The organism is Actinospineispora eucalypti (genome assembly GCF_039543365.1).
GTDB lineage: Bacteria > Actinomycetota > Actinomycetes > Mycobacteriales > Pseudonocardiaceae > Pseudonocardia > Pseudonocardia eucalypti.
Genome location: NZ_BAABJP010000010.1, coordinates 119789 through 138151, shown reverse-complemented (window position 1 = coordinate 138151; position 18363 = coordinate 119789). Strand labels below are relative to the sequence as shown.

The 18363-nt window shown below is 71.8% G+C and carries 17 protein-coding genes; 3 read left to right on the top strand and 14 right to left on the bottom strand.

Annotation, left to right across the window (positions count from 1 at the left end; all coding sequences use genetic code 11):
• Positions 1-13: 13 nt before the first annotated feature.
• From hemC to ABEB12_RS14290, 7 genes are all read right to left on the bottom strand, one after another.
• A complete protein-coding gene (gene hemC / locus ABEB12_RS14320; protein WP_185063942.1) occupies positions 14-982 on the bottom strand; it encodes a hydroxymethylbilane synthase in 969 nt (322 codons plus the stop codon).
• Entirely contained in the window at positions 979-2439 is a 1461-nt protein-coding gene (locus ABEB12_RS14315; protein WP_185063941.1) for a glutamyl-tRNA reductase, read from the bottom strand. Before ABEB12_RS14315 ends, hemC begins: the two co-directional genes overlap by 4 nt.
• Complete coding sequence (locus tag ABEB12_RS14310) at positions 2436-3212, bottom strand: redox-sensing transcriptional repressor Rex (RefSeq protein ID WP_185063940.1); 777 nt, start codon at positions 3210-3212, stop codon at positions 2436-2438. Before ABEB12_RS14310 ends, ABEB12_RS14315 begins: the two co-directional genes overlap by 4 nt.
• 224 nt (positions 3213-3436) lie before the next feature.
• The gene (locus tag ABEB12_RS14305; RefSeq protein ID WP_185063939.1) at positions 3437-4111 is read right to left on the bottom strand and encodes a fasciclin domain-containing protein; all 675 of its coding nucleotides are present in this window, start codon (positions 4109-4111) and stop codon (positions 3437-3439) included.
• Between the two features lie 134 nt (positions 4112-4245).
• On the bottom strand, positions 4246-6042 hold the full coding sequence (locus ABEB12_RS14300) for a molybdopterin-dependent oxidoreductase (protein WP_185063938.1): 1797 nt from the start codon (positions 6040-6042) through the stop codon (positions 4246-4248).
• 605 nt (positions 6043-6647) lie between these two features.
• Positions 6648-6911 carry a glutaredoxin family protein gene (locus tag ABEB12_RS14295; protein ID WP_185063937.1) on the bottom strand — a complete coding sequence of 88 codons (264 nt, stop codon included), beginning with the start codon at positions 6909-6911 and terminating at the stop codon, positions 6648-6650.
• Positions 6908-8512 carry an AMP-binding protein gene (locus ABEB12_RS14290; protein WP_345702813.1) on the bottom strand — a complete coding sequence of 535 codons (1605 nt, stop codon included), beginning with the start codon at positions 8510-8512 and terminating at the stop codon, positions 6908-6910. Before ABEB12_RS14290 ends, ABEB12_RS14295 begins: the two co-directional genes overlap by 4 nt.
• Before the next feature lie 773 nt (positions 8513-9285).
• Here ABEB12_RS14290 and ABEB12_RS14285 point away from each other — a divergent pair.
• The 3 genes from ABEB12_RS14285 to ABEB12_RS14275 all read left to right on the top strand — a co-directional run bounded on the left by ABEB12_RS14285 (position 9286) and on the right by ABEB12_RS14275 (position 12438).
• Positions 9286-9879: a sigma-70 family RNA polymerase sigma factor gene (locus ABEB12_RS14285; protein WP_221498628.1), complete on the top strand. Its 594-nt coding sequence runs from the start codon at positions 9286-9288 to the stop codon at positions 9877-9879.
• A 169-nt stretch (positions 9880-10048) separates the two neighbouring features.
• On the top strand, positions 10049-11368 hold the full coding sequence (locus tag ABEB12_RS14280; protein WP_185063936.1) for a DUF5667 domain-containing protein: 1320 nt from the start codon (positions 10049-10051) through the stop codon (positions 11366-11368).
• Between the two features lie 164 nt (positions 11369-11532).
• Positions 11533-12438 carry an HAD family hydrolase gene (locus ABEB12_RS14275; protein WP_185063935.1) on the top strand — a complete coding sequence of 302 codons (906 nt, stop codon included), beginning with the start codon at positions 11533-11535 and terminating at the stop codon, positions 12436-12438.
• A 161-nt stretch (positions 12439-12599) separates the two neighbouring features.
• On the opposite strand, the gene ABEB12_RS14270 is transcribed toward ABEB12_RS14275, so the two are convergent.
• From ABEB12_RS14270 to ABEB12_RS14240, 7 genes are all read right to left on the bottom strand, one after another.
• Positions 12600-13604: a lysophospholipid acyltransferase family protein gene (locus ABEB12_RS14270; RefSeq protein ID WP_425572246.1), complete on the bottom strand. Its 1005-nt coding sequence runs from the start codon at positions 13602-13604 to the stop codon at positions 12600-12602.
• A gap of 14 nt (positions 13605-13618) precedes the next feature.
• Positions 13619-14656, bottom strand: a complete 1038-nt coding sequence (locus ABEB12_RS14265; RefSeq protein ID WP_185063934.1) for an NAD-dependent epimerase/dehydratase family protein — start codon at positions 14654-14656, stop codon at positions 13619-13621.
• A gap of 171 nt (positions 14657-14827) precedes the next feature.
• The gene (locus ABEB12_RS14260; protein WP_010241351.1) at positions 14828-14929 is read right to left on the bottom strand and encodes a 30S ribosomal protein bS22; all 102 of its coding nucleotides are present in this window, start codon (positions 14927-14929) and stop codon (positions 14828-14830) included.
• A 212-nt stretch (positions 14930-15141) separates the two neighbouring features.
• Positions 15142-15354 (bottom strand): helix-turn-helix domain-containing protein, encoded by a 213-nt coding sequence (locus tag ABEB12_RS14255; RefSeq protein WP_345702812.1) that lies wholly within the window; start codon positions 15352-15354, stop codon positions 15142-15144.
• A gap of 293 nt (positions 15355-15647) precedes the next feature.
• A complete protein-coding gene (gene proC / locus ABEB12_RS14250; RefSeq protein ID WP_185063933.1) occupies positions 15648-16448 on the bottom strand; it encodes a pyrroline-5-carboxylate reductase in 801 nt (266 codons plus the stop codon).
• A 146-nt stretch (positions 16449-16594) separates the two neighbouring features.
• Positions 16595-17461 (bottom strand): acyl-CoA thioesterase domain-containing protein, encoded by an 867-nt coding sequence (locus ABEB12_RS14245; RefSeq protein WP_185063932.1) that lies wholly within the window; start codon positions 17459-17461, stop codon positions 16595-16597.
• Positions 17462-17498: 37 nt separating this feature from the next.
• A complete protein-coding gene (locus ABEB12_RS14240; RefSeq protein WP_345702811.1) occupies positions 17499-18362 on the bottom strand; it encodes a sugar phosphate isomerase/epimerase family protein in 864 nt (287 codons plus the stop codon).
• Between the last annotated feature and the right edge of the window lies 1 nt (position 18363).

Sequence of the window (18363 nt, the reverse complement as noted above, 5' to 3'; positions counted from 1 at the left end):
GGATCTCCCCGATCTAACGGTGCGCGGGGCCACCGGCCGCGGGTAGCGATTCGGCGCCCAAGTCGAGCAATTCGGCCGCCAGGGCAATCCCCAGCGACGCGGCTTCGGATATCGGTCCAATGGTCGAGGCACGCAGCAGGGCGCCCTCGGGCGTCGCCGCGACGGCGCGCAGCGACAGAATTTCCACAACCCGGCCTTCGTCGTCGAGATCCTCGACAACCTCGGCCAATGCCCCGAACGGCGCGCTACAGCCCGCCTCCAGGGCGCGCAGGGTGGCGCGCTCCGCGATCACCGAGGCCCGGGTGGCCGGGTCCTCCAGTGCGGCCAACCGGTGCTCGGTCTCCAGGTCCTCGACCCGGCATTCCAGGGCGAGCGCACCCTGTGCGGGCGCGGGGAGCATCTGCAAGGGGTCGAGCGTCTCGGTGATCTCGGCCTGCCGCCCCAGCCGGGCGAGCCCGGCGCGGGCGACGACCACGGCATCCAGCTTGCCGTCCCGCACCTGCCGGATGCGGGAGTCCACGTTGCCCCGGATGGGCCGCACGTCCAGGCCCAGCCCGAGCGCGTTCAGCTGAACGGTCCGCCGGGGCGAGCCGGTACCGATCAACGAGCCGGCCGGCAGCTCGCCCAGCACCAGGCCGTCCCGCGCCACCAGGGCATCCCGGGGGTCCTCCCGCACCGGCACGGCGGCCAGGGTGAGCCGGGGGTCCGGTTCGGTGGGCAGGTCCTTCATGGAGTGCACCGCGAAATCCACCTCGCCGCGGGCCAGGGCCTCGCGCAGCGCGTTGGTGAAGATGCCGGTGCCACTCTTCGCGGAGAGCTCGGGGATCGGCGCGGCCGACTCGTCGCCGGTGGTGCGCACCACCTTCAGCTCGACCGGGCAACCGGCGGCCCGGATCGCCCCGGCCACCCAGTTGGCCTGGGCGACCGCCAGCGCGCTGCCCCGGGTGCCGATCCGCAAAACCCGTTGGCTTGGTGAGCTCATGACGCTCCGTCTCTGGGGATCTGGTCGTGCGGCGCCGAGGCTCTCTCCGCTGAAGCCACGGTCGGCGCCGAGGCTCTCTCTGCCGACGCTACGGTCGGGACGCCGGCGATCATGCCGTCCACCTGGACGGATCCGCCTTCGCCCGGCCCGTTCGCGCGCATGGCGGCCACGGCGGCCGGCGCCTGCGGGTCGAGCCCGAACAGCTCGCGCAGCGCCTCCGCGTAGGTGTCGCCGCCCGGCGCCTCGGCCAGTTGTTTCACCCGCACGGTCGGGGTGTGCAGCAGTTTGTCCACCACGCGGCGGACGGTCCGGGCCAGCTCGTCGCGGACCTGGGGGTCCAGGTCGGGCAGCCGGCCGGACATGCGCAGCAGCTCGGCGTCCACCACCTCGGCGGCGCGCCGGCGCAGCGCGGTGACCGTGGGGGTGACCTCGGCGGAGCGCTGCGCGGACAGGTAGGTGGCCACCTCGGCGGAGACGATCTCGCGCACCGCGCGGACCGTGGCGCCCTCGGCGCGGTTGCCGAGCCGCTCGTTCAGCGTGGCCAGGTCGATCACGGTGACCCCGGTCAGGTCGGCCACCGCCGGGTCCACGTCCCGGGGGAGCCCGAGGTCGCAGATCACCAGTGGCCGGGCGGCCCGGCCGGCGGCCGCCGTGGCCACGGTGGCCGAGGTGAGCACGGTGCCCACCGCACCGGTGCAGGTGACCAGCAGGTCGGCCTCGGCCAGCTCGGCGGGCAGCTTGTCCAGCGTGGTGGCCCGGGCGGCCAGTCCGTTCTCGGCGGCCGTGGCGGCCAGCCGGCGCGCCCGTTCCTCGGTGCGGTTGGCGATGACCAGCCCGGCCACCTCGGCGCGGCGCAGCGCGGCGGCGGCCAGCCCACCCATCGAACCGGCGCCGACCAGCAGTGCTTGTACGCCGTTGAGATCGCCCAGCGCCTCGCCGGCCAGCGCCAACCCCTCGGAGACCACCGAGGCGCCGGCCTTGTCGATCCCGGTCTCCGCGTGCGACCGCTTGCCGACCCGCAGCGCCTGCTGGGCCAGTTCGTGCAGCACCCGGCCGACGGTGTCCGCCTCGGTCGCCGCCTGGTAGGCGGTGCGCAGCTGGCCGAGGATCTGCGCCTCGCCGATGACCATCGAGTCCAGCCCGGCGGCCACCGCGAAGAGGTGCTCGACCGCCGACGCGGCGTAGTGCACGTAAAGGTGCGCGGACAGCTCGCCGACCGCCACCCCGGCGTGCCGGGCGAGCACGCCGGACACGTCGGCCAGCCCGCCGTGGAAGGCCTCCACCACGGCGTAGACCTCGACCCGGTTGCAGGTGGAGAGCACCATGACCTCACCGACCCGGCCACCCCGGGTCAGCTCGTCCAGCAGCTTCGGCACGTCCTCACCGGAGACCGCCACCCGCTCCAGCACGTCGACCGGAGCGCTGCGGTGGGAGAGTCCGACCACCAGCAGGCTCATTGCGGAACCACCACCGGCCGTTCCGCGCCGGCCTCGCCGTTCACGCCGCCGCTCCCGCCCTGCCCACCCTCGCCGTGCCGGCGGGCCACGTGGAAGGAGAGGATCTGCATCTCCACGGCCAGGTCCACCTTGCGCACCTCGACCTCCTCGGGCACCTGGAGCACCTGCGGCGCAAAGTTCAGGATCGACCGCACGCCGGCCGCGACCAGCCGGTCGCACACCGCCTGCGCGGCCGGCCCCGGGGTGGCGATCACCCCGATGGTCACGCCTCGCTCCGCGCACACCTCCGGGATCCGGTCCGCGTGCTCCACCAGGATGCCGTTGATGTGGATGCCCAGCAGGTCGGAGTCCACGTCGAACAGCGCGCGCAGCGGGAAGCCCCGGCTGGCGAAGCCGCTGTACCCGGCCAGCGCGTGACCCAGGTTCCCGACGCCGACCAGCGCGACCCCGTGCCGCTGGGTCAGCCCGAGGATGTGCTCGATCTGGCGCACCAGCCGGGCGACCTCGTAGCCGACCCCCCGGGTGCCGTTGGACCCGATGTAGGAGAGGTCCTTGCGCAGCTTGGCCGAGTTGACCCCGGCGGCCGCCGCGAGGTCCTCGCTGGACACGGTCTCCGAGCCGGTCGCCGCCAGGTCGCCGAGTACCCGCAGGTACACCGCGAGCCGGGCGACGGTGGCTTCCGGAATTGCCCGGTCCAGCTTCGCGCCGTTGCTCTGGGCCGTACCGCTCCCCGTACCGTTTCCGGGGAGGGCGGCCCGCGGCTGCAACGTCACGCTGGCGTCTCCTCGGTCACTGAGCTGGTCGTATGGGTCGGCGCCGACACCACACCGCTCATCAGCGAGGTCTTCGCGGGGGCCGGTGTGTATAGCGAATTTCAGCCGGTGTTACGGCGCCGCGAACTACGGTAGCCGCTTGTGAACGCAGGCACAAAGTAGCGATCTTGGTCCGCGTCTGCTAGTGCGACTTCCGAAGCTGTGACCAGCTCTAACGCCTGAGGTTACGGCTGCCGGGGCTGCAGCACGTTGTCGATCAGGAACAGCGTGCCGTTGCGGGTCGGGATGTTTCCGCACAGCACGTGCGCGGTGGTCCCGGCGTTGTCGGTGATGTTCATCGTGTCACCCGCATCGGTGATCTTCAGGCTGCCGCCCTGCAGGGTGGTCACGTTCTTCGCCCCGGCCAGCCCGGCCCGGTCGTAGCGCTTCACCACCACCAGGTACTTCACCGCGTCGGTGAGCTTGGCCTTGTCCGCGAACAGGGCGTCGTAGCGCGGCTGGCCCAGGTTCTGCTGGAGGTTGGTGAAGCCGCGGTCGTACGGCGCGAACACGGTGACGCCCGGCTCGCTGTTCACCTGGCCGGCCAGTCCGGACTGGTTCAGCGCATTGGTCATGGTGCGCAGCAGCGGTGAGGCGGTGATCGCGTCGGCCGTGCCCAGCCCGGCGGCGCGGACCGCGGAACCCGGCGTGCCGCCCTGGGGCAGCTGGGCGCAGGCCGGACCGAACATCTGCGCGACGTTGGTCACACCGTCCGGGTTCCCCGGCGCGGCGGGGGCCGGCGCGGGCGAGGTCGGACCCTGCTCGCCGATCACATCCCCGCCGCAGGCGCTGATACCGACCGCGAGCAGGGCGGCCATGCCGGCCATCAACAGCCGCTGGGTCTTCATGGTCCTCTTCACGGGCCAGGTCCTCCTTGCCGGGAACGAACACGACGGGTCACGACTCAAACACGCACCGGAATCGTGCGCGGACCCTAATCCCCTAACGAGCCGCCGCTCCCGGCGGGAGAGCAACCTCCCCCCAACGAGCTACCTCATCGCGCGAGGAAGGAGACCTCCGGATAACCGCTGGCCCCGTCCGGCACCGGCGACGCGCGGATCTCGGTCTGCCACACCCCGGTGGCGTCGGCCGCGCGCGCCTGCAGCAGGTGGGGGCCGGGCGGCACGTCCAGCGTGGCCCGCCACATCCGCCAGGTGTCCCGGCTCACGTCGGTGGCCAGCTCGGCCGGCTGCCAGGGTCCCCGGTCCACCCGCACCTCCACCCGTTCCACGCCCCGGTGCTGGGCCCAGGCGATGCCGGCGGCGACCACCCGGCCCGCCGGCATCGGCTCGCCGGCGCGCGGCCGGTCGATCCGGGCCTGCGTCTTGATCGGCGCGCGCTCCGCCCAGCCGCGTTCCAACCAGTACGCCTGTTTCTCCGCGAAGGTGGTCAGCTCCAGGTCCACCACCCACTTGGTGGCCGAGACGTAGCCGTAGAGCCCCGGCACCACCATGCGCACCGGATACCCGTGCTCCAGCGGCAGCGGCTGGCCGTTCATGCCCACCGCGAGCAGCGCGCCCCGGTCGGGTTCCAGGAGCACGTCCAGCGGGGTGCCACAGGTCCAGCCGTCCTCGCTGGTGGAGAGCACCTGGTCGGCACCGGCCTTCGGGCCGGCGGCCAGCAGCACCTCCCGCAGGTCCACCCCGGTGAACTGGGAGGTGGAGATCAGGTCGCCGCCGACCTCGTTGGACACGCAGGCGAGCGTGACCGGCCGCGTCACCATCGGCCGCGCGACCAGGTCGGCGTAGCTCAGGGTCAGCTCCCGGTCGACCAGGCCGTGGATGCGCAGCGACCAGTCCGCCGGCGAGATCGCCGGCACCCGCAGGGCGGTGTCGATCCGGTAGAAGTCCTCGTTGCGGGTGACGAAGGTGGGCGTGCCCTGGGCCACGAAGTCCGCGCCCGGCGGCACCGGCGGCGCGGCTGGGAACGCGACACCACCCGGCGCCACCCCGACCGAACCCCGCCCACCACCGGCCAGCGTGCCGAGCAGGCCCGCCCCCACCGCCGCCCCGGCGGTGAGAACCGCCCGCCGCCCCCACCCCGCCCGGTCACCGGACGGCCCGGTCCGGGCCCCGGATCCCCCTGGCCCCCCGGTCCGCCCCGCCGCCGACGCCTGGGTCCGCTCGGCCGCCGGCGCCTCGGTCCGGCACGCCGCCGACGCCTCGGTGTGCCCGACCGCAGGTCCCTCGGTCCACTCGGCCGCCGGTGCCTGGGTCCGCTCGGCCGCCAGCCCCTCGGTCCGCCCTGCCGCCGGCGCCTCGGTGCGCCCGGCCGCACGCCCCTCGGTGCACCCCGCCGCCGGCCGCTCGGCCTCGACCGCCCGCTCCGTCTCCGCGGCCAGTGCCCAGGAGTGCAACCAGCCCAGGCAGTGCCAGCCGGCGGTCAGCGCGGCCAGCGGCGCGAACACGTCCAGCAGGGCGAAGGTGGGCGAGGTGGCCACGGCCGCCAGCCCGACCACGCCGACCGCCAGCAGCACCCGCCGCGCCGGTTGCACCCGCCGCCGGGCGGCCAGCCCGGCCAGCACCGCCACCAGCAGCACCACCACCCCGACGCCGACCAGCAGCGTCGCCTTGTCCGCCACGCCGGCCGGCAGCCCGGGGTAGGCCAGCGACTTGCCGAACTCCACCAACCAGGCCGGCGCCAACCGCACCACCGCCGCCGCCACCGCCTGGTACGGCGCGGACAGCGGCGCGAGCAGTCCGGCCACCAGCTGCCCGACGCCGAGCGCGAGGCCGAACGAGAGCACCGAGACACCCACCGAGGTGCCCCGGCCCAACCGGGCATCCACCATGCCCCCGGTCCTACCAGCTCAGCGGCCCCGGGAGGGGAAACCGTCAGGCTTCGGTAATGGTTGCGGGCGGCGGTTTTAAAGATCGGCTTGGACGGCCGCGCGTGGGTGGTCTACCGCGGCTCGGGCGCGGCCTCTCACGTTTCATGATCATCAGGCGCCGATGGTCACCGTTCCATGGTCATCAGGGCACCAGGGCCGCTTCACACGCCCGAAAAGGGCCGCCATGCCCTGATGATCACCGTTTCAAGGTCACCATGACATGGCGGCCGCCTCAAGCGAACGAAGGCGACCACCATGTCATGCTGATCATGCGCCGAGGCGGGGCCGACCCGGCCGAGCTGAGCCGCCAGGGCCCAGCCGAGCCGAGCCGCCCAAAGCCCGGCAAGCTGAGCTGCCCAAGGCCCGCCGAGCCGAGCCGCCCAAGGCTCAGCCGAGCCGAGCCGAAACAGGCTCGGCCGCCAACGCAATGGGCCGCCGCCAACGCAACAGGCCGCTGCCAAGCCGCGGCAGCCCACCCACCGTGGCCGTCCAAGCCGATCTTTAAAACCGGCACCGAACCCCTACCGCCACGCGAGACCGTCCAAGCCGATCTTTAAACCGGACCACTACCGCCGCGCGAGAGCCGCCCGGAACCGTTTCTCCTCGACCCGCCAGAACCCATGCTCCGCACCGTCGATCAGGATCACCGGCACCCGGTCGCCGAACTCCGCGCGCAGTTCCGGGTCGGTGTCCACGTCCACCGGTACCCAGCGCACGCCGAGCGGCTCACATATCCGGGAAACCTCACCGACCGCCTTCTCACACAGCGAGCACTCCCGCCGGGTGAGCACGGTCACCGGGTTCCCGGCGAACTCCGGGAAACCGCTCACGAGGCCGCCACCCGCAACACCGCCCGGTTGATCTTGCCGGTGGCCGAGCGGGGCAGCGAGTCCACGAACTCGACCACGGCCGGCACCTTGAACCGGGCCAGCCGGGCCAGGCAGTGCTCGCGCACGGCATCCGGGTCCAGCTCCGCGCCGGGGGCCAACACGAGCAGCGCCTTCACCGCCTGGCCGGAGTTCGGGTCGGGCACCCCGACCACGGCCGCCTCGGTCACCCCGGCCAGCTCGTCCAGCACCAGCTCCACCTCGCGCGGGTACACGTTGAACCCGTTCACGATCACCAGGTCGCTGGCCCGGTTCACCAGGTGCAGGTCGCCGTCCGCGTCGACGTAGCCGACGTCGTTGGTGCGGAACCAGCCGTCCTCGTCCGGCCCGCCGGCACCGTCCGGCCAGTACCCGGAGAACAGGTTCGGGCCGCGCACCGCGACCAGCCCGGTGTCCGGCTCGTCGTCCTCGTCCTCGTCGTCGGCGGCGGCGTGGATGTCCGCACCGTGGCTGTCCACCAGGCGCAGTTCCACCCCGGCGACCTCGATGTCGCCCACCAGAGCACCGGGCAGCGGGCGGCCGACCGAGCCGGCCTTCGCCAGCCCGCCGACCAGCGTGCTGGTCAGCACCGGCCCGGTCTCGGTCAGCCCGTAGCCCTCGAACAGCTGCAACCCGCAGGCCTGGGAGAACTCGGCGGCCAGCTCGGAGGCCAGCGGCGCCCCGCCGGCCATGGCCAGCCGCAGGGTGACCAGCGACTCGCGCAGCCCGGCCTGCGGCAGCTCCACCATGGCCCGGTACAGCGCGGGCACCCCGGCCAGCACGGTGACCCGTTCCCGGCGGATGCCCTCCACCACCTCGCGCACGTCGAACCGGTCGGTCAGCACCGTGGTCGCCCCGGCCCAGCAGACCTGTAGCAGCCCGGCGCCCAGCCCGTAGGCGTGCGACATCGGCCACTGCAGCAGCACCCGGTCCGCCGGGCTCACCGGCACCGGGCGCAATGCCGCCACCTGTGCGCGGTTGGCCAGCAGCGCGCGGTGCGAGATGCGCACGCCCCGGGGCACCCCGGTCACGCCGGAGGTGTAGCCGAGCACCGCGATGTCCTCGCCGCCCCCGACCGGAGTCGCGCCGGCGACCGCGCCCACCTCGGTCTCCGGCGGGTCCAGCCGCCGGGCCGAGTTGGCCGAGGCGAGCACGTCCACGATCTCGTCGCCGGGCTCGGCCACCATCACGCCGGGCGTGCAGTCGCCGGCGATCACGTCCAGCTCGCGGGCGCTGGCCTCCGGCCCGACCGGCACGGCGATCGCACCAACCCGCAGTGCGCCGAACAGCGCAAGACAGTAAGGAGCGCCGTGGCCCAGCCGGATCAGCACCCGATCCCCCGGTTGCACGCCGGCGGCGCGTAACCGGGCCGCCTCGGCGTTCGCCCCCGCGTCCACCTCCGCCCAGCTGAGAGTGCGGCCCAACCCCGGCTCGACCAGCGCGGGATGGTCCGCGCCTCGGCGGCTCGCGGCGGCCACCAGGTCGGCCACATTGCCTTGCGGGGTCACTGGGCTCACGTCGGCGGTCGGCTCCGGGTTCGGCACTGGCTCCGGTCGGCTGGTCACCGCGAAAGTCTGGCACGCGCGGCCGAGCGGTGTGGAACGTGTCAGCGCCCATCTGACGGCGCCACACACGCACCGTCACCCATTCGTCGAGCCGGAGCACCCGTTCGTCCCGCGAGCGACACGCCCGTCGACCGCCGAACGACCCAAAGACTGCGCCGACCGCGCGTCACAGGCCGTTCACCGGCTGCCTGCCGAGAACGTGGGGTGGTGGTGAAAGGGTCAACCCGGTCGGCCCTATGCTCCCCTGCACGGCCGGCATGGGCAGGCGGGGACGGCCGCCTGGCACCGTCGATCCCGAGGGAGCGCCATATGAAGACTGGCTCGAGCCACTTTCGTTCTCGAGGAACTGATTCGGTTCCAGCACGGCGTCCCCTCCGGGAATCGTGACCCGGCCATATCGACCAACGAGGCTTCTGCGCTCCGGGCAACGCCCGGATTCGGAAGTCGCTGGTCACATTTCCCCGACGAGGAACATGGACCCCGCCACACAGCGCATGGACCAGCGCGGCACCCGCGCCCCCGGCCCCAACGGCGGCCGGCCGGGTTACCAGGTGCCGGTGCTCCCCCGACCTCGCCCCGACGAGGTCCCTCCGCCCCCCATCGGGAACGCGCCGGCCAACCCACCGGCGCGGCCCCCGGCAACCGGCGACCACCCCCGGGTCGCCGAGCCACGCAGCGCACCGGTGCAGTCGCAGGCCACCCCGGTGGTCCCGCCGCTGTCGCCGGAGGACCCGGCCGCCAAGGACCGCGAGGACGACGATTACGAGTCGGACATGCTGGAAGCCGGTGAGGCGGCCGGCGGGTCCGGTGCCGACTCGAACGGGCTGGCCGGCTGGGACCTGGTCCGGGCCACCCAGGCCGGCGACCAGCAGGCCTTCGGCCAGCTGTACGACCGCTACCACGAGATGGTGTTCCGCTACGTGCTGTTCCGGGTGAGTGACCGGCAGCTGGCCGAGGACCTGACCGCCGAGACCTTCCTGCGCGCCCTGCGCCGGATCAACTCGGTCAGCTACCAGGGCCGGGACATCGGCGCCTGGTTCGTCACGATCGCCCGCAACTTGGTGCTCGACCACGTGAAGTCCAGCCGCTACCGGCTGGAGCAGACCACCTCCGAGATCGCCGACCTCTCCCCCAGCACCAGCGGCCCCGAGCAGCAGGTACTGAACGGCGCCACCTATGAGGAGTTGCTCCGCTGCGTGGCCAAGCTCAACTCCGACCAGAAGGAGTGCATCGCGCTGCGCTTCCTCCAGGGGCTCTCGGTCGCGGAGACCGCTCGCCTGATGGGGCGGAACGAGGGCGCGGTGAAGGCCCTGCAACACCGAGCGGTACGACGTCTGGCCCAACTACTGCCCGAAGGACTCCGGTGAGTGGCGGGAACCCGCGCGCGGGGTTACACAGCGCGATCACGTGGCGCACAGGCTTTGTAATTCAGTCACCCGATATGATGAACAGCCTCACCCCCGTAACCACTGGGGTCCTGACTCGTTGTGAAGGTCAGGGTCGGGGGAGCGTGGTGACGCAGTGAGGACCAGAGACATGTCAGCGGGCGAAGGCCAGAGGCGCGAACGGTTCGCCGCCGCGGTGGAGCAAGGGCTCGACACCGCGAGCATCGGCGACGAGGAACTCCGTCGTGAGCTGGAGCTGGTCGCGTTGCTGCAGCGCAGCGGCGAGACACTGGCACCCAGCGCGGATGCGTCCGCCAGGATGCGCGCCCGGGTGATGGCCGAGGCGGCCGAAATCATGTCGGCGCCCGCCACTCCATCGAGTGTTGACTCGAATGACACCAGTGTCATTCCGCAGGTTGACGAGTCGGTGAACCCCGAGACCCTGACCGATGTCCCGCTCCCGGCCACCGAGCTGATCGCCAAGGCCAACGACGAGGACGTCGAATCCGTCCGCCCGAACAACGTGGTCTCGCTGTTCCGCCGAGGCCGGCACCGCACTCCCACCCAGGCCCCGAGCCCGGCCAAGCGCAGCCTGATCAGCGCCAGCGCCGCCGCCGGCCTGATGGTGATCGCGGTGACCGGTGGCGGGGCGATGTTCAGCCAGGGCGCGCTGCCCGGCGACAGTCTCTACGGCGTCAAGCAGGCCACCGAGTCGGCCATCGTCGGGGTCACGCCGGGCCAGGGCAACAAGGCCCAGCGGCAGCTGGACGTCGCGGCCACCCGCATCGACGAGGTGCGCGAGCTGAACCAGCAGCAGTCCGCGCCGGCGGCCACCAAGGGCCAGGACATCAGCCAGGCGCTGAAGGGCTTCGACGAGCAGACCGCCGCCGGCTCCCGGATGGCGCTCTCCTCCGGCGCGAACAACAAGGCGCAGATGGGCTCGCTGGCCAACTGGGCGGAGGGCCAGCACGACAAGCTGTCCTCGATGCGCACCTCGCTGCCGGCCGAGTCCCAGGCGGACGCGGACCACTCGCTGCGCCAGCTGGAGGACGTGCGCACCCGCGCCCAGTCGGTGAGCAACCGGCAGGGTTGTGACCGGGTGCTGTCCTCCGAGTCGGACCAGCTCGGCCCGTTGCCGGCCAAGGGCGCGTGCAGCGTGAAGGACGCGCCGGCGCCGACCAAGTCGCTGGTGCCCAGCGAATCGGTGAAGTCGGTCAAGCCGTCCTCGCCGTCGAGCAGTGACTCGGACTCCGACGGGTCCTCCAGCGCGAACAAGAGCGACAAGTCGGACAAGAAGAGCGAGGAGTCCGGGCTGTTCGGCAACAACCGGGACGGCCTCGGCGGGCTGCACGACCGGCAGCAGGTGCGCGGCAACAACGACCTGCTACCGGAGAAGAGCCCGGCCGAGCAGCCCAAGCCGCCGAACCTGCTCGAGCCGCTGCTGCCCGGTCTGCAGCCGCCGAGCAACTAAGGCGCGGCACGACCTGCGCCAGGCGCTCATCGCAGTACCCTGGACAGGTACGCACACACCCCGCTGATCGGAGGCGTTGGGTGGCTGTCCCACCTGATCCTGGCGCGGCGGTCTCCCCAGGTTCGGCCGAACCGGTCGGGCCCTCGGAGGCCGCCGGGCAGACCGTGTCTGCTTCGACGGATACCCGCCGCACCACCACGCCGGCCGAGATCGCCGGCGAGGCCTCCGCCGCTGCGGCGCTGGCCAACCCGTTACCCGAACAGCAGGCGCGGGACGCGTCCGGTGAGGCCATTCCGCTGGACCTCACCGCCGCCGCGTTCTTCGACGTGGACAACACGTTGATGATGGGCGCGTCGATCTTCCACTTCGCCCGTGGCCTCGCCTCGCGCAAGTTCTTCGAGACCTCCGACCTGGCCGGGTTCGCCTGGCAGCAGCTCAAGTTCCGGGCTCTGGGCAAGGAGAGCCGGCAGGGCATGCACGACAGCCGGGACAGCGCGCTCTCCTTCGTCGCCGGCCGTTCGGTGGCGGAGATCGTGGAGCTCGGCGAGGAGATCTACGACGAGATGATGGCCGACCGCATCTGGCCGGGCACCCGCGCGCTGGCCAACATGCACCTGGACGCCGGCCAGCGGGTCTGGCTGGTCACCGCCACCCCGGTGGAGCTGGCGAACATCATCGCCCGCCGGCTGGGCCTGACCGGTGCGCTGGGCACCGTGGCCGAGAGCGAGAACGGCCTCTACACCGGCCGCCTGGTCGGCGAGGTGCTGCACGGACCGGCCAAGGCGCACGCGGTCCGCGCGCTGGCCGCCCGGGAAGGCCTCAACCTGCGCCGCTGCACCGCGTACTCGGACTCGGTGAACGACGTGCCGATGCTGTCCGTGGTCGGCACGGCGGTGGCGGTCAACCCGGACTCCGACCTGCGCGACGTGGCCCGTCGCCGGGGCTGGGAGATCCGCGACTTCCGCACCGGCCGCAAAGCCGCCAAAATCGGCGTCCCCAGCGTAATCGGCGCCGGCGCCGTAGCCGGCGCGGTAGCCGCCGCCCTCTCCTACCGCCGCCGCACCACCTAACCCGCCATATCGCGGGTCCCACCAGTCCATATCGCGGGTCCCACCTGCCCATGTCGCGGGTTCCCCCAGTCCATATCGCGGGTTCCGCCTGCCCATGTCGCGGATTCGGCCCTGGCGGAATCCGCGACATGAACGGGTCAAACCCGCGATATGGGTGTCTTCTAGCCGGTGAAGGCGTTGCGGCGTTGGGAGAGCAGGCGGTAGAGGGTCTGCTGGATGTTTTCCCGGACCTGGTCGGTGACGTTGAACACCAGCATCGGGTCGTCGGCGTCGGACGGCGAGTACTTGTCGGTCCTGATCGGCTCGCCGAACTCGATGTACCACTTGGACGGCAGCGGGATCGCCCCCAGCGGCCCCAGCAGCGGGAACAGTGGAGTGATCGGGAAGTACGGCAGGCCGAACAACCGGGCCAGCGGCCGCAGGTCACCGATCAGCGGATAGATCTCCTCCGCGCCGACGATGGAGCACGGGATGATCGGCACGCCGCAGCGCATGGCGGTGGACACGAACCCGCCCCGCCCGAACCGCTGCAGCTTGTACCGGTCCTTGAACGGCTTGCCGACGCCCTTGTAGCCCTCCGGCCACACACCGACCAGCTCGCCGGCGTTGAGCAGCCGCTCCGCGTCCGGGTTGCACGCCAGGGTGTGGCCGGCCTTGCGGGCCAGCGAGCCCAGCATCGGCGTGCGGAACAGCAGGTCGGCGCCGAGCATCCGCAGGTGCCGGCCGGCCGGGTGGTGGTCGCGCAGCGACACGGTGGTCATCAGCGCGTCGAACGGCAGCGTGCCCGAGTGGTTGGCCACCACCAGCGCGCCGCCGGCGTCCGGCACGTTGGTCGCGCCGATGGTCTCCACCCGGAACCAGCGCTCGTACAGCGGGCGCAGCACCGGCATCACCAGGTGGTCGGTGAACTCGGAGTCGAACCCGAACTCGTCGACCCGGTAGTCCCCGGCCGCGCGGCGGCGCAGGAAGTCGAACAGCTCGCCGAACCGGTCGTCGGTCGGCTCGGTCGCGCGATCGGCCGGAGCCGGCAGCGGCACGGCCGCGGGCGGTTCGTCGCGCACCGGGACCGGTCGGCGCACCACCCGCACCGGGGCGAGCTCCTCCGGCCGGAAGTCGGCGCGGTCGTCGGTGTCTGTGTGTAGTGGGATCACTCGTGCTTCGGCCACCCCTTGGTTCCCCTTTAAATTAGCGATCGCGCCGTGGCCACCAGGCGCTCCTGCACCGCGTCCAGCCGGTCGGCCGAGATCACGGGGCGCAGCTGGCGGCCCTGCACGAAGTCGTCAAAAGCTTCAACGGTGGTCCACTTCGGCGTGAACCCGAAGGTCTCCCGCAACAGCGAGGTGTCCACCACCCGGCCGAAGTTCAGGAACCTCATCTGCTCGGGTGTGAAGTCCACCAGCCGGGCTCCCCGAAAGAACCGGCTGATCGGACCGACAACCGAGCTGGGCATCGACATCTGCACCCGCCCGGCGCGCCGGATCGCCTGGGACAGCAACAGCACGCCCGGCGCGCCGACGTTGAACACACCGGGGTGGTCCTGCCGCGTCGCCTTCTCCAGCACGGCCAGCGCGTCATCCGAGTGCAACAGCTGCATGCGGGCGTCGTAGCCCAGCACCGTCGGCACGACCGGCATCGAAAAATACCTGGTCAGCGACGTGTCAATGCGCGGCCCAATGAAATTGGCAAAGCGCAGGACGGTGACCGAGACGTCGGGCCGGCGGCGAGCGAAACCGCGCACATAGCCCTCGATCTCGGAGGCATCCTTGGCGTAACCGCCGTACGGCAGGTCCTTCGGCCCCATTGCCTCGGTGAAAATGGCCGGGTCGCGTGGGCTGGACCCATAGACCGCGGTCGTCGACTTGACCACCAGGCGTCGCAGGCCGGGCCAGCGCTGGCACGCGGCGAGCAACTGCATGGTGCCGATGACGTTCATCTCTTTCATGGTCGCCCGCCCACCGGAAGAGTCCGGGTTGGACGACAGCGAGGTGTGCACAACGGTGTCCACCTCGGCGGACGCGATCACCTTGGCGATCAGCGGGTTGCGGATGTCCGCCCGGATGAACTCGGCCCGGCCCATGCCGCGCAGCAACGACGCCGGCGGCGGCACGGTGTCCACGCCGAGCACCCGGTCGATCCGAGGATCCTCGGCGAGCCGTGCCGCCAACCGTGCACCGATGAACCGGCCCACGCCGGTGACGAGGACGACAGAAGACCCCACCGAAACTCCCTGACCATTGACTGCTCGCGACCGCGACGGCCGATGCTAGTCGTGGTTTCCGCTACACAACAGGAACGGCGACGGAGTTCACGCATCTCTTACGCCCCGCTACCGGGCCGACACCTGCGAGAGACTCGGTGGCGACCGGCGCGGGTCACGCCAGGGAAGGGGTCACTTACCGAGCTTGCGCCGCTGCACCCGGGTCTTGCGAAGCAGCTTGCGGTGCTTCTTCTTCGACATACGCTTGCGACGCTTCTTGATGACCGAGCCCACCCGGGGACACCCTTCATTGAACCGAACACGACCTGAACGAACAGTCTAACCGGCGAGGTCGCCGGGTCCGCGCCGGTACCGGCCCCGGCATCGGGCCGGGGGCCCTCGTGCACCCCCGTCTTCCGCACCGGGACCGATCGCCGGTTCGGGTTTCGGATACCGGAACGCGGGCCGCGTATCGGCCGCGTCGACGGCGTCCGGGACGGCCTACGTCACCCGGCGTCGTGGTACGCGCCGCGCAGGTACTCCTCGACCGCCTCCCGGAGCACCCGGAAGGAACGTCCGACCCGGGCCGCCGGCAGCTCGCCCGAATGGACCAGCCGGTACACCGTCATCTTGGACACCCTCATCATGGCCGCCACTTCGGCGACGGTCAGAAATTGCAGCTGACCGATGTCTGGCCGTTCCACTTGCTCCTTCGCCACTTGGGCCACCTCGCATGTGTTGCGTTACTGAGCGTGCACCGCCGCTCACTGGTCCCCCCGCGTCCTACTGAGGCTAACGTGGCAGCGGTTACTGGAGCGAATGTTATAGCAATCCCTTTGAGTTAATACCACCCGAGTGGAGTAATTCGTTACCCTCTTCTACTACGCAACGTCATACGAGTGTCGAATGTGGCGACATTGGCACCAGACGGTGGGCCGTTCAGGAACCCGAATACCCGTATCAGGCGATGCGTGCTAACAGCATGCTACTTCGGTCGCCGAACTCGACCGGGTTACGACGCGCCGAGCTCCGAGGAACGGCGGCAGGCGGCCTCGATGGCCGCGGTCAGCGCGGTCCGGGTGCCGTGCCGGTCCAGCTCGCGCAGCGCCGCCGAGGTGGTGCCGGCGGGCGAGGTGACCGCCTCCCGCAGCACCGCCGGGTGCTCGCCGGTCTCCCGGAGCATCCGCGCCGCGCCGAGCGCGGACTGCACCACCAGCTCGGTGGCCAGCGGGCGGGCCATGCCGAGCAGCACTCCGGCCTCGATCATCGACTCGACCAGGTAGAAGAAGTAGGCCGGTCCGGAACCGGACAGCGCGGTCACCGCGTCCTGCTGGCGCTCCGGCACCCGCACCACGCGGCCGACCGAGGCGAGCATGCCCTCCACCTCGACCAGGTGCTCCTCGGTGGCGTGCCGGCCGGGAGAGATCGCGCTCATCGCCTCGCCGACCAGCATCGGCGTGTTCGGCATCACCCGGATCACCGGAGTGTTCTCGGGCAGCGACCGCTCGAACAGCGCGGTGGTCAGGCCGGCGCACAGCGACACCACCAGGGTGCCGGGGCGGAGCAGCTTGTCCAGCTCGGCGAGCAGCGGCTCGATGTCCTGCGGCTTGACCGCGACCACCAGGGTGTCCGCGCCCGGCACGGCGACGGCCAGGTCACGCGCCGCGACGCCGTGCCGTTCGGTCACCTCGCGGGCGCGTTCCGGGTGCCGCTCGGTGAAGCACAGTTGGTCGATCGGATGGCCGGACTTGACCAGGCCGGCCAGCAGTGCCTCGCCCATCTTGCCGCCGCCCAGCAACGCAATGCTCGTCATGACCGGTCACGGTAGCTCGCACCCTCGACGGTGCCGAAATCGCCAACTCGGTGTGCTGGGAACGCCAACTCGCCGTACCCAGATCCCCGACTCGCCGTACCCGGATCCCCGACTCGCGGGGCGGGTGGGGGCGGCGGGGCGGGGGGTTACTTGTTTAGGGGGGCTAGGGCTAGTTGGCGGGACTGGCAGATGAGGGTGCCGGTGGCGTCCAGGATGACGCAGTCCTCGTCGAACCAGCCGGCGGCCACCTGGCGGCTGCTGGTGATCACGCGCAGCCAGCCGGGGGCGGGGCGGGCGCGCATCAGGGCGGTGAGCTGGACGGTCGGGGACCAGCCGGGGCGGGAGACGTTGAACAGCACCGGGGGCAGGATGTCGCTGGCCATCACCGCGAACAGCACGTCCGGCTGCTCGCCGTGCGGGCGCGCCCAGCCCCTGATCACCGGCGGGCCGGTCTCCCGGCGCAGGTAGCCCACCGTGGGCCGGTCCAGCCGCACCTCGCACGCGCCGGCCAGCGGGACCGTGCGGTCCAGGTCGGTGGTGGCGATCGCGTCGGCGGGCGGTTCGGCGGGCTGCTCGGGCAGCTCCGCCCACACCGGAGCGGGCGCCTCGGCGCCGGTCAGCAGCTTGCCGGCGGTGACCGTGCTGTGCAGCATCAGCCGGTCGCCCTGGTAGAGCTCGGCGCGCGTCACCGACACCGTGCGGCCCCGCTTGAGCACCTGGGTGCGCACCCGCGCCGGACCGGGGTCCGGCGCCGCCAGGAACTCCGCGCTCACCGCGACCGGGTCGAGCGACTCGTCGGTGTCCGCGGCCAGACCGGTGACGGCGGCCTTGGCCACCAGTGCCAGCAGGTAACCGCCGTGCAGCTTGCCCGAGCCGACGTCCCACTGCCCGTCCAGGTCCGCCTGATACTCACCGAGCGCAGCGTCAGCGGAACGAGCGTGGGCACCGACACCGAGCGGCGTGAGTCCGAGACTCCCCGAGAACGGGGCGGACGTGACCGATACTGGCTGCATGTAGTAGCTCTACCACCGAGTAGCCCGGCCGGCGCGGTCAACGGCCCCGATCTGTGCCGGGTATCACCACCGGCTCCGGCGGCGCCAGGACCGGGCCGGAAAGCTGTGCCGGCGCCGGCTGCAGGTTCAGCCGGGCGAACAGCAGGGACTCGGCGAGCAGCGCGGTCCGGTCGTGCCTGGTGCGGGCGCGGCGGGTGCTGATCTCGATCACCACTACACCCCGGAAACCGTCGGTGACCAGCCGTTCGCACACCTCGGCGCACGGCTGGCTGCCCCGGCCCGGCACCAGGTGCTCGTCCTTGGACGCGCCGCTGCCGTCGGTCAGGTGGATGTGCGCCAGCCCGTCGCCCATCTTCTCCATGAGCGCCAGCGCGTCCACGCCGGCGGCGGCGGTGTGCGAGAGGTCCAGGGTGTAGTAGCGGTGGCCGACGTCGGTGGGGTCGTCACTGGGCGCGTAGGGCACCGCCTGCAGGCCGGCCCGGCGGATGGGGAACATGTTCTCCACCGCCAGCGCCACCCGGTAGTCGGAGGCCACCTGCTCCACGGTGTCGGCGAACGCCCGCACGTAGTCGCGCTGCCAGCGGAACGGCGGGTGCACCACCACGCTGCCCGCGCCGAGCACGGCGGCCGCCTCGCCGCTGCGCCGCAGCCGCTCGATGGGGTCCGTGCCCCACACCCGCTGGGTCAGCGCCAGGCACGGCGCGTGCACCGCCAGCACCGGCACCCGGTAGCGCCGGCACAGCCGTTCCACCGCCGGGATGTCCTGGGAGACCGGGTCGTTCCACACCATCAGCTCGACGCCGTCGTAGCCCAGCTCGGCGGCCAGCCGGAAGCCCACCTCCACCGACTCCGGGTAGACGGACCCGGTGGAGAGCGCGACCGGGATCGCTGGCTGCCGCACC

What these genes read in the sequence shown, in the direction of transcription:
- hemC (WP_185063942.1), bottom strand. Translation starts at nt 982, where the DNA reads ATGAGCTCACCAAGCCAACGGGTTTTGCGGATCGGCACCCGGGGCAGC.
- ABEB12_RS14315 (WP_185063941.1), bottom strand. Translation starts at nt 2,439, where the DNA reads ATGAGCCTGCTGGTGGTCGGACTCTCCCACCGCAGCGCTCCGGTCGAC.
- ABEB12_RS14300 (WP_185063938.1), bottom strand. Translation starts at nt 6,042, where the DNA reads ATGGTGGATGCCCGGTTGGGCCGGGGCACCTCGGTGGGTGTCTCGGTG.
- ABEB12_RS14285 (WP_221498628.1), top strand. Translation starts at nt 9,286, where the DNA reads ATGCTGGAAGCCGGTGAGGCGGCCGGCGGGTCCGGTGCCGACTCGAAC.
- ABEB12_RS14280 (WP_185063936.1), top strand. Translation starts at nt 10,049, where the DNA reads ATGTCAGCGGGCGAAGGCCAGAGGCGCGAACGGTTCGCCGCCGCGGTG.
- proC (WP_185063933.1), bottom strand. Translation starts at nt 16,448, where the DNA reads ATGACGAGCATTGCGTTGCTGGGCGGCGGCAAGATGGGCGAGGCACTG.
- ABEB12_RS14245 (WP_185063932.1), bottom strand. Translation starts at nt 17,461, where the DNA reads ATGCAGCCAGTATCGGTCACGTCCGCCCCGTTCTCGGGGAGTCTCGGA.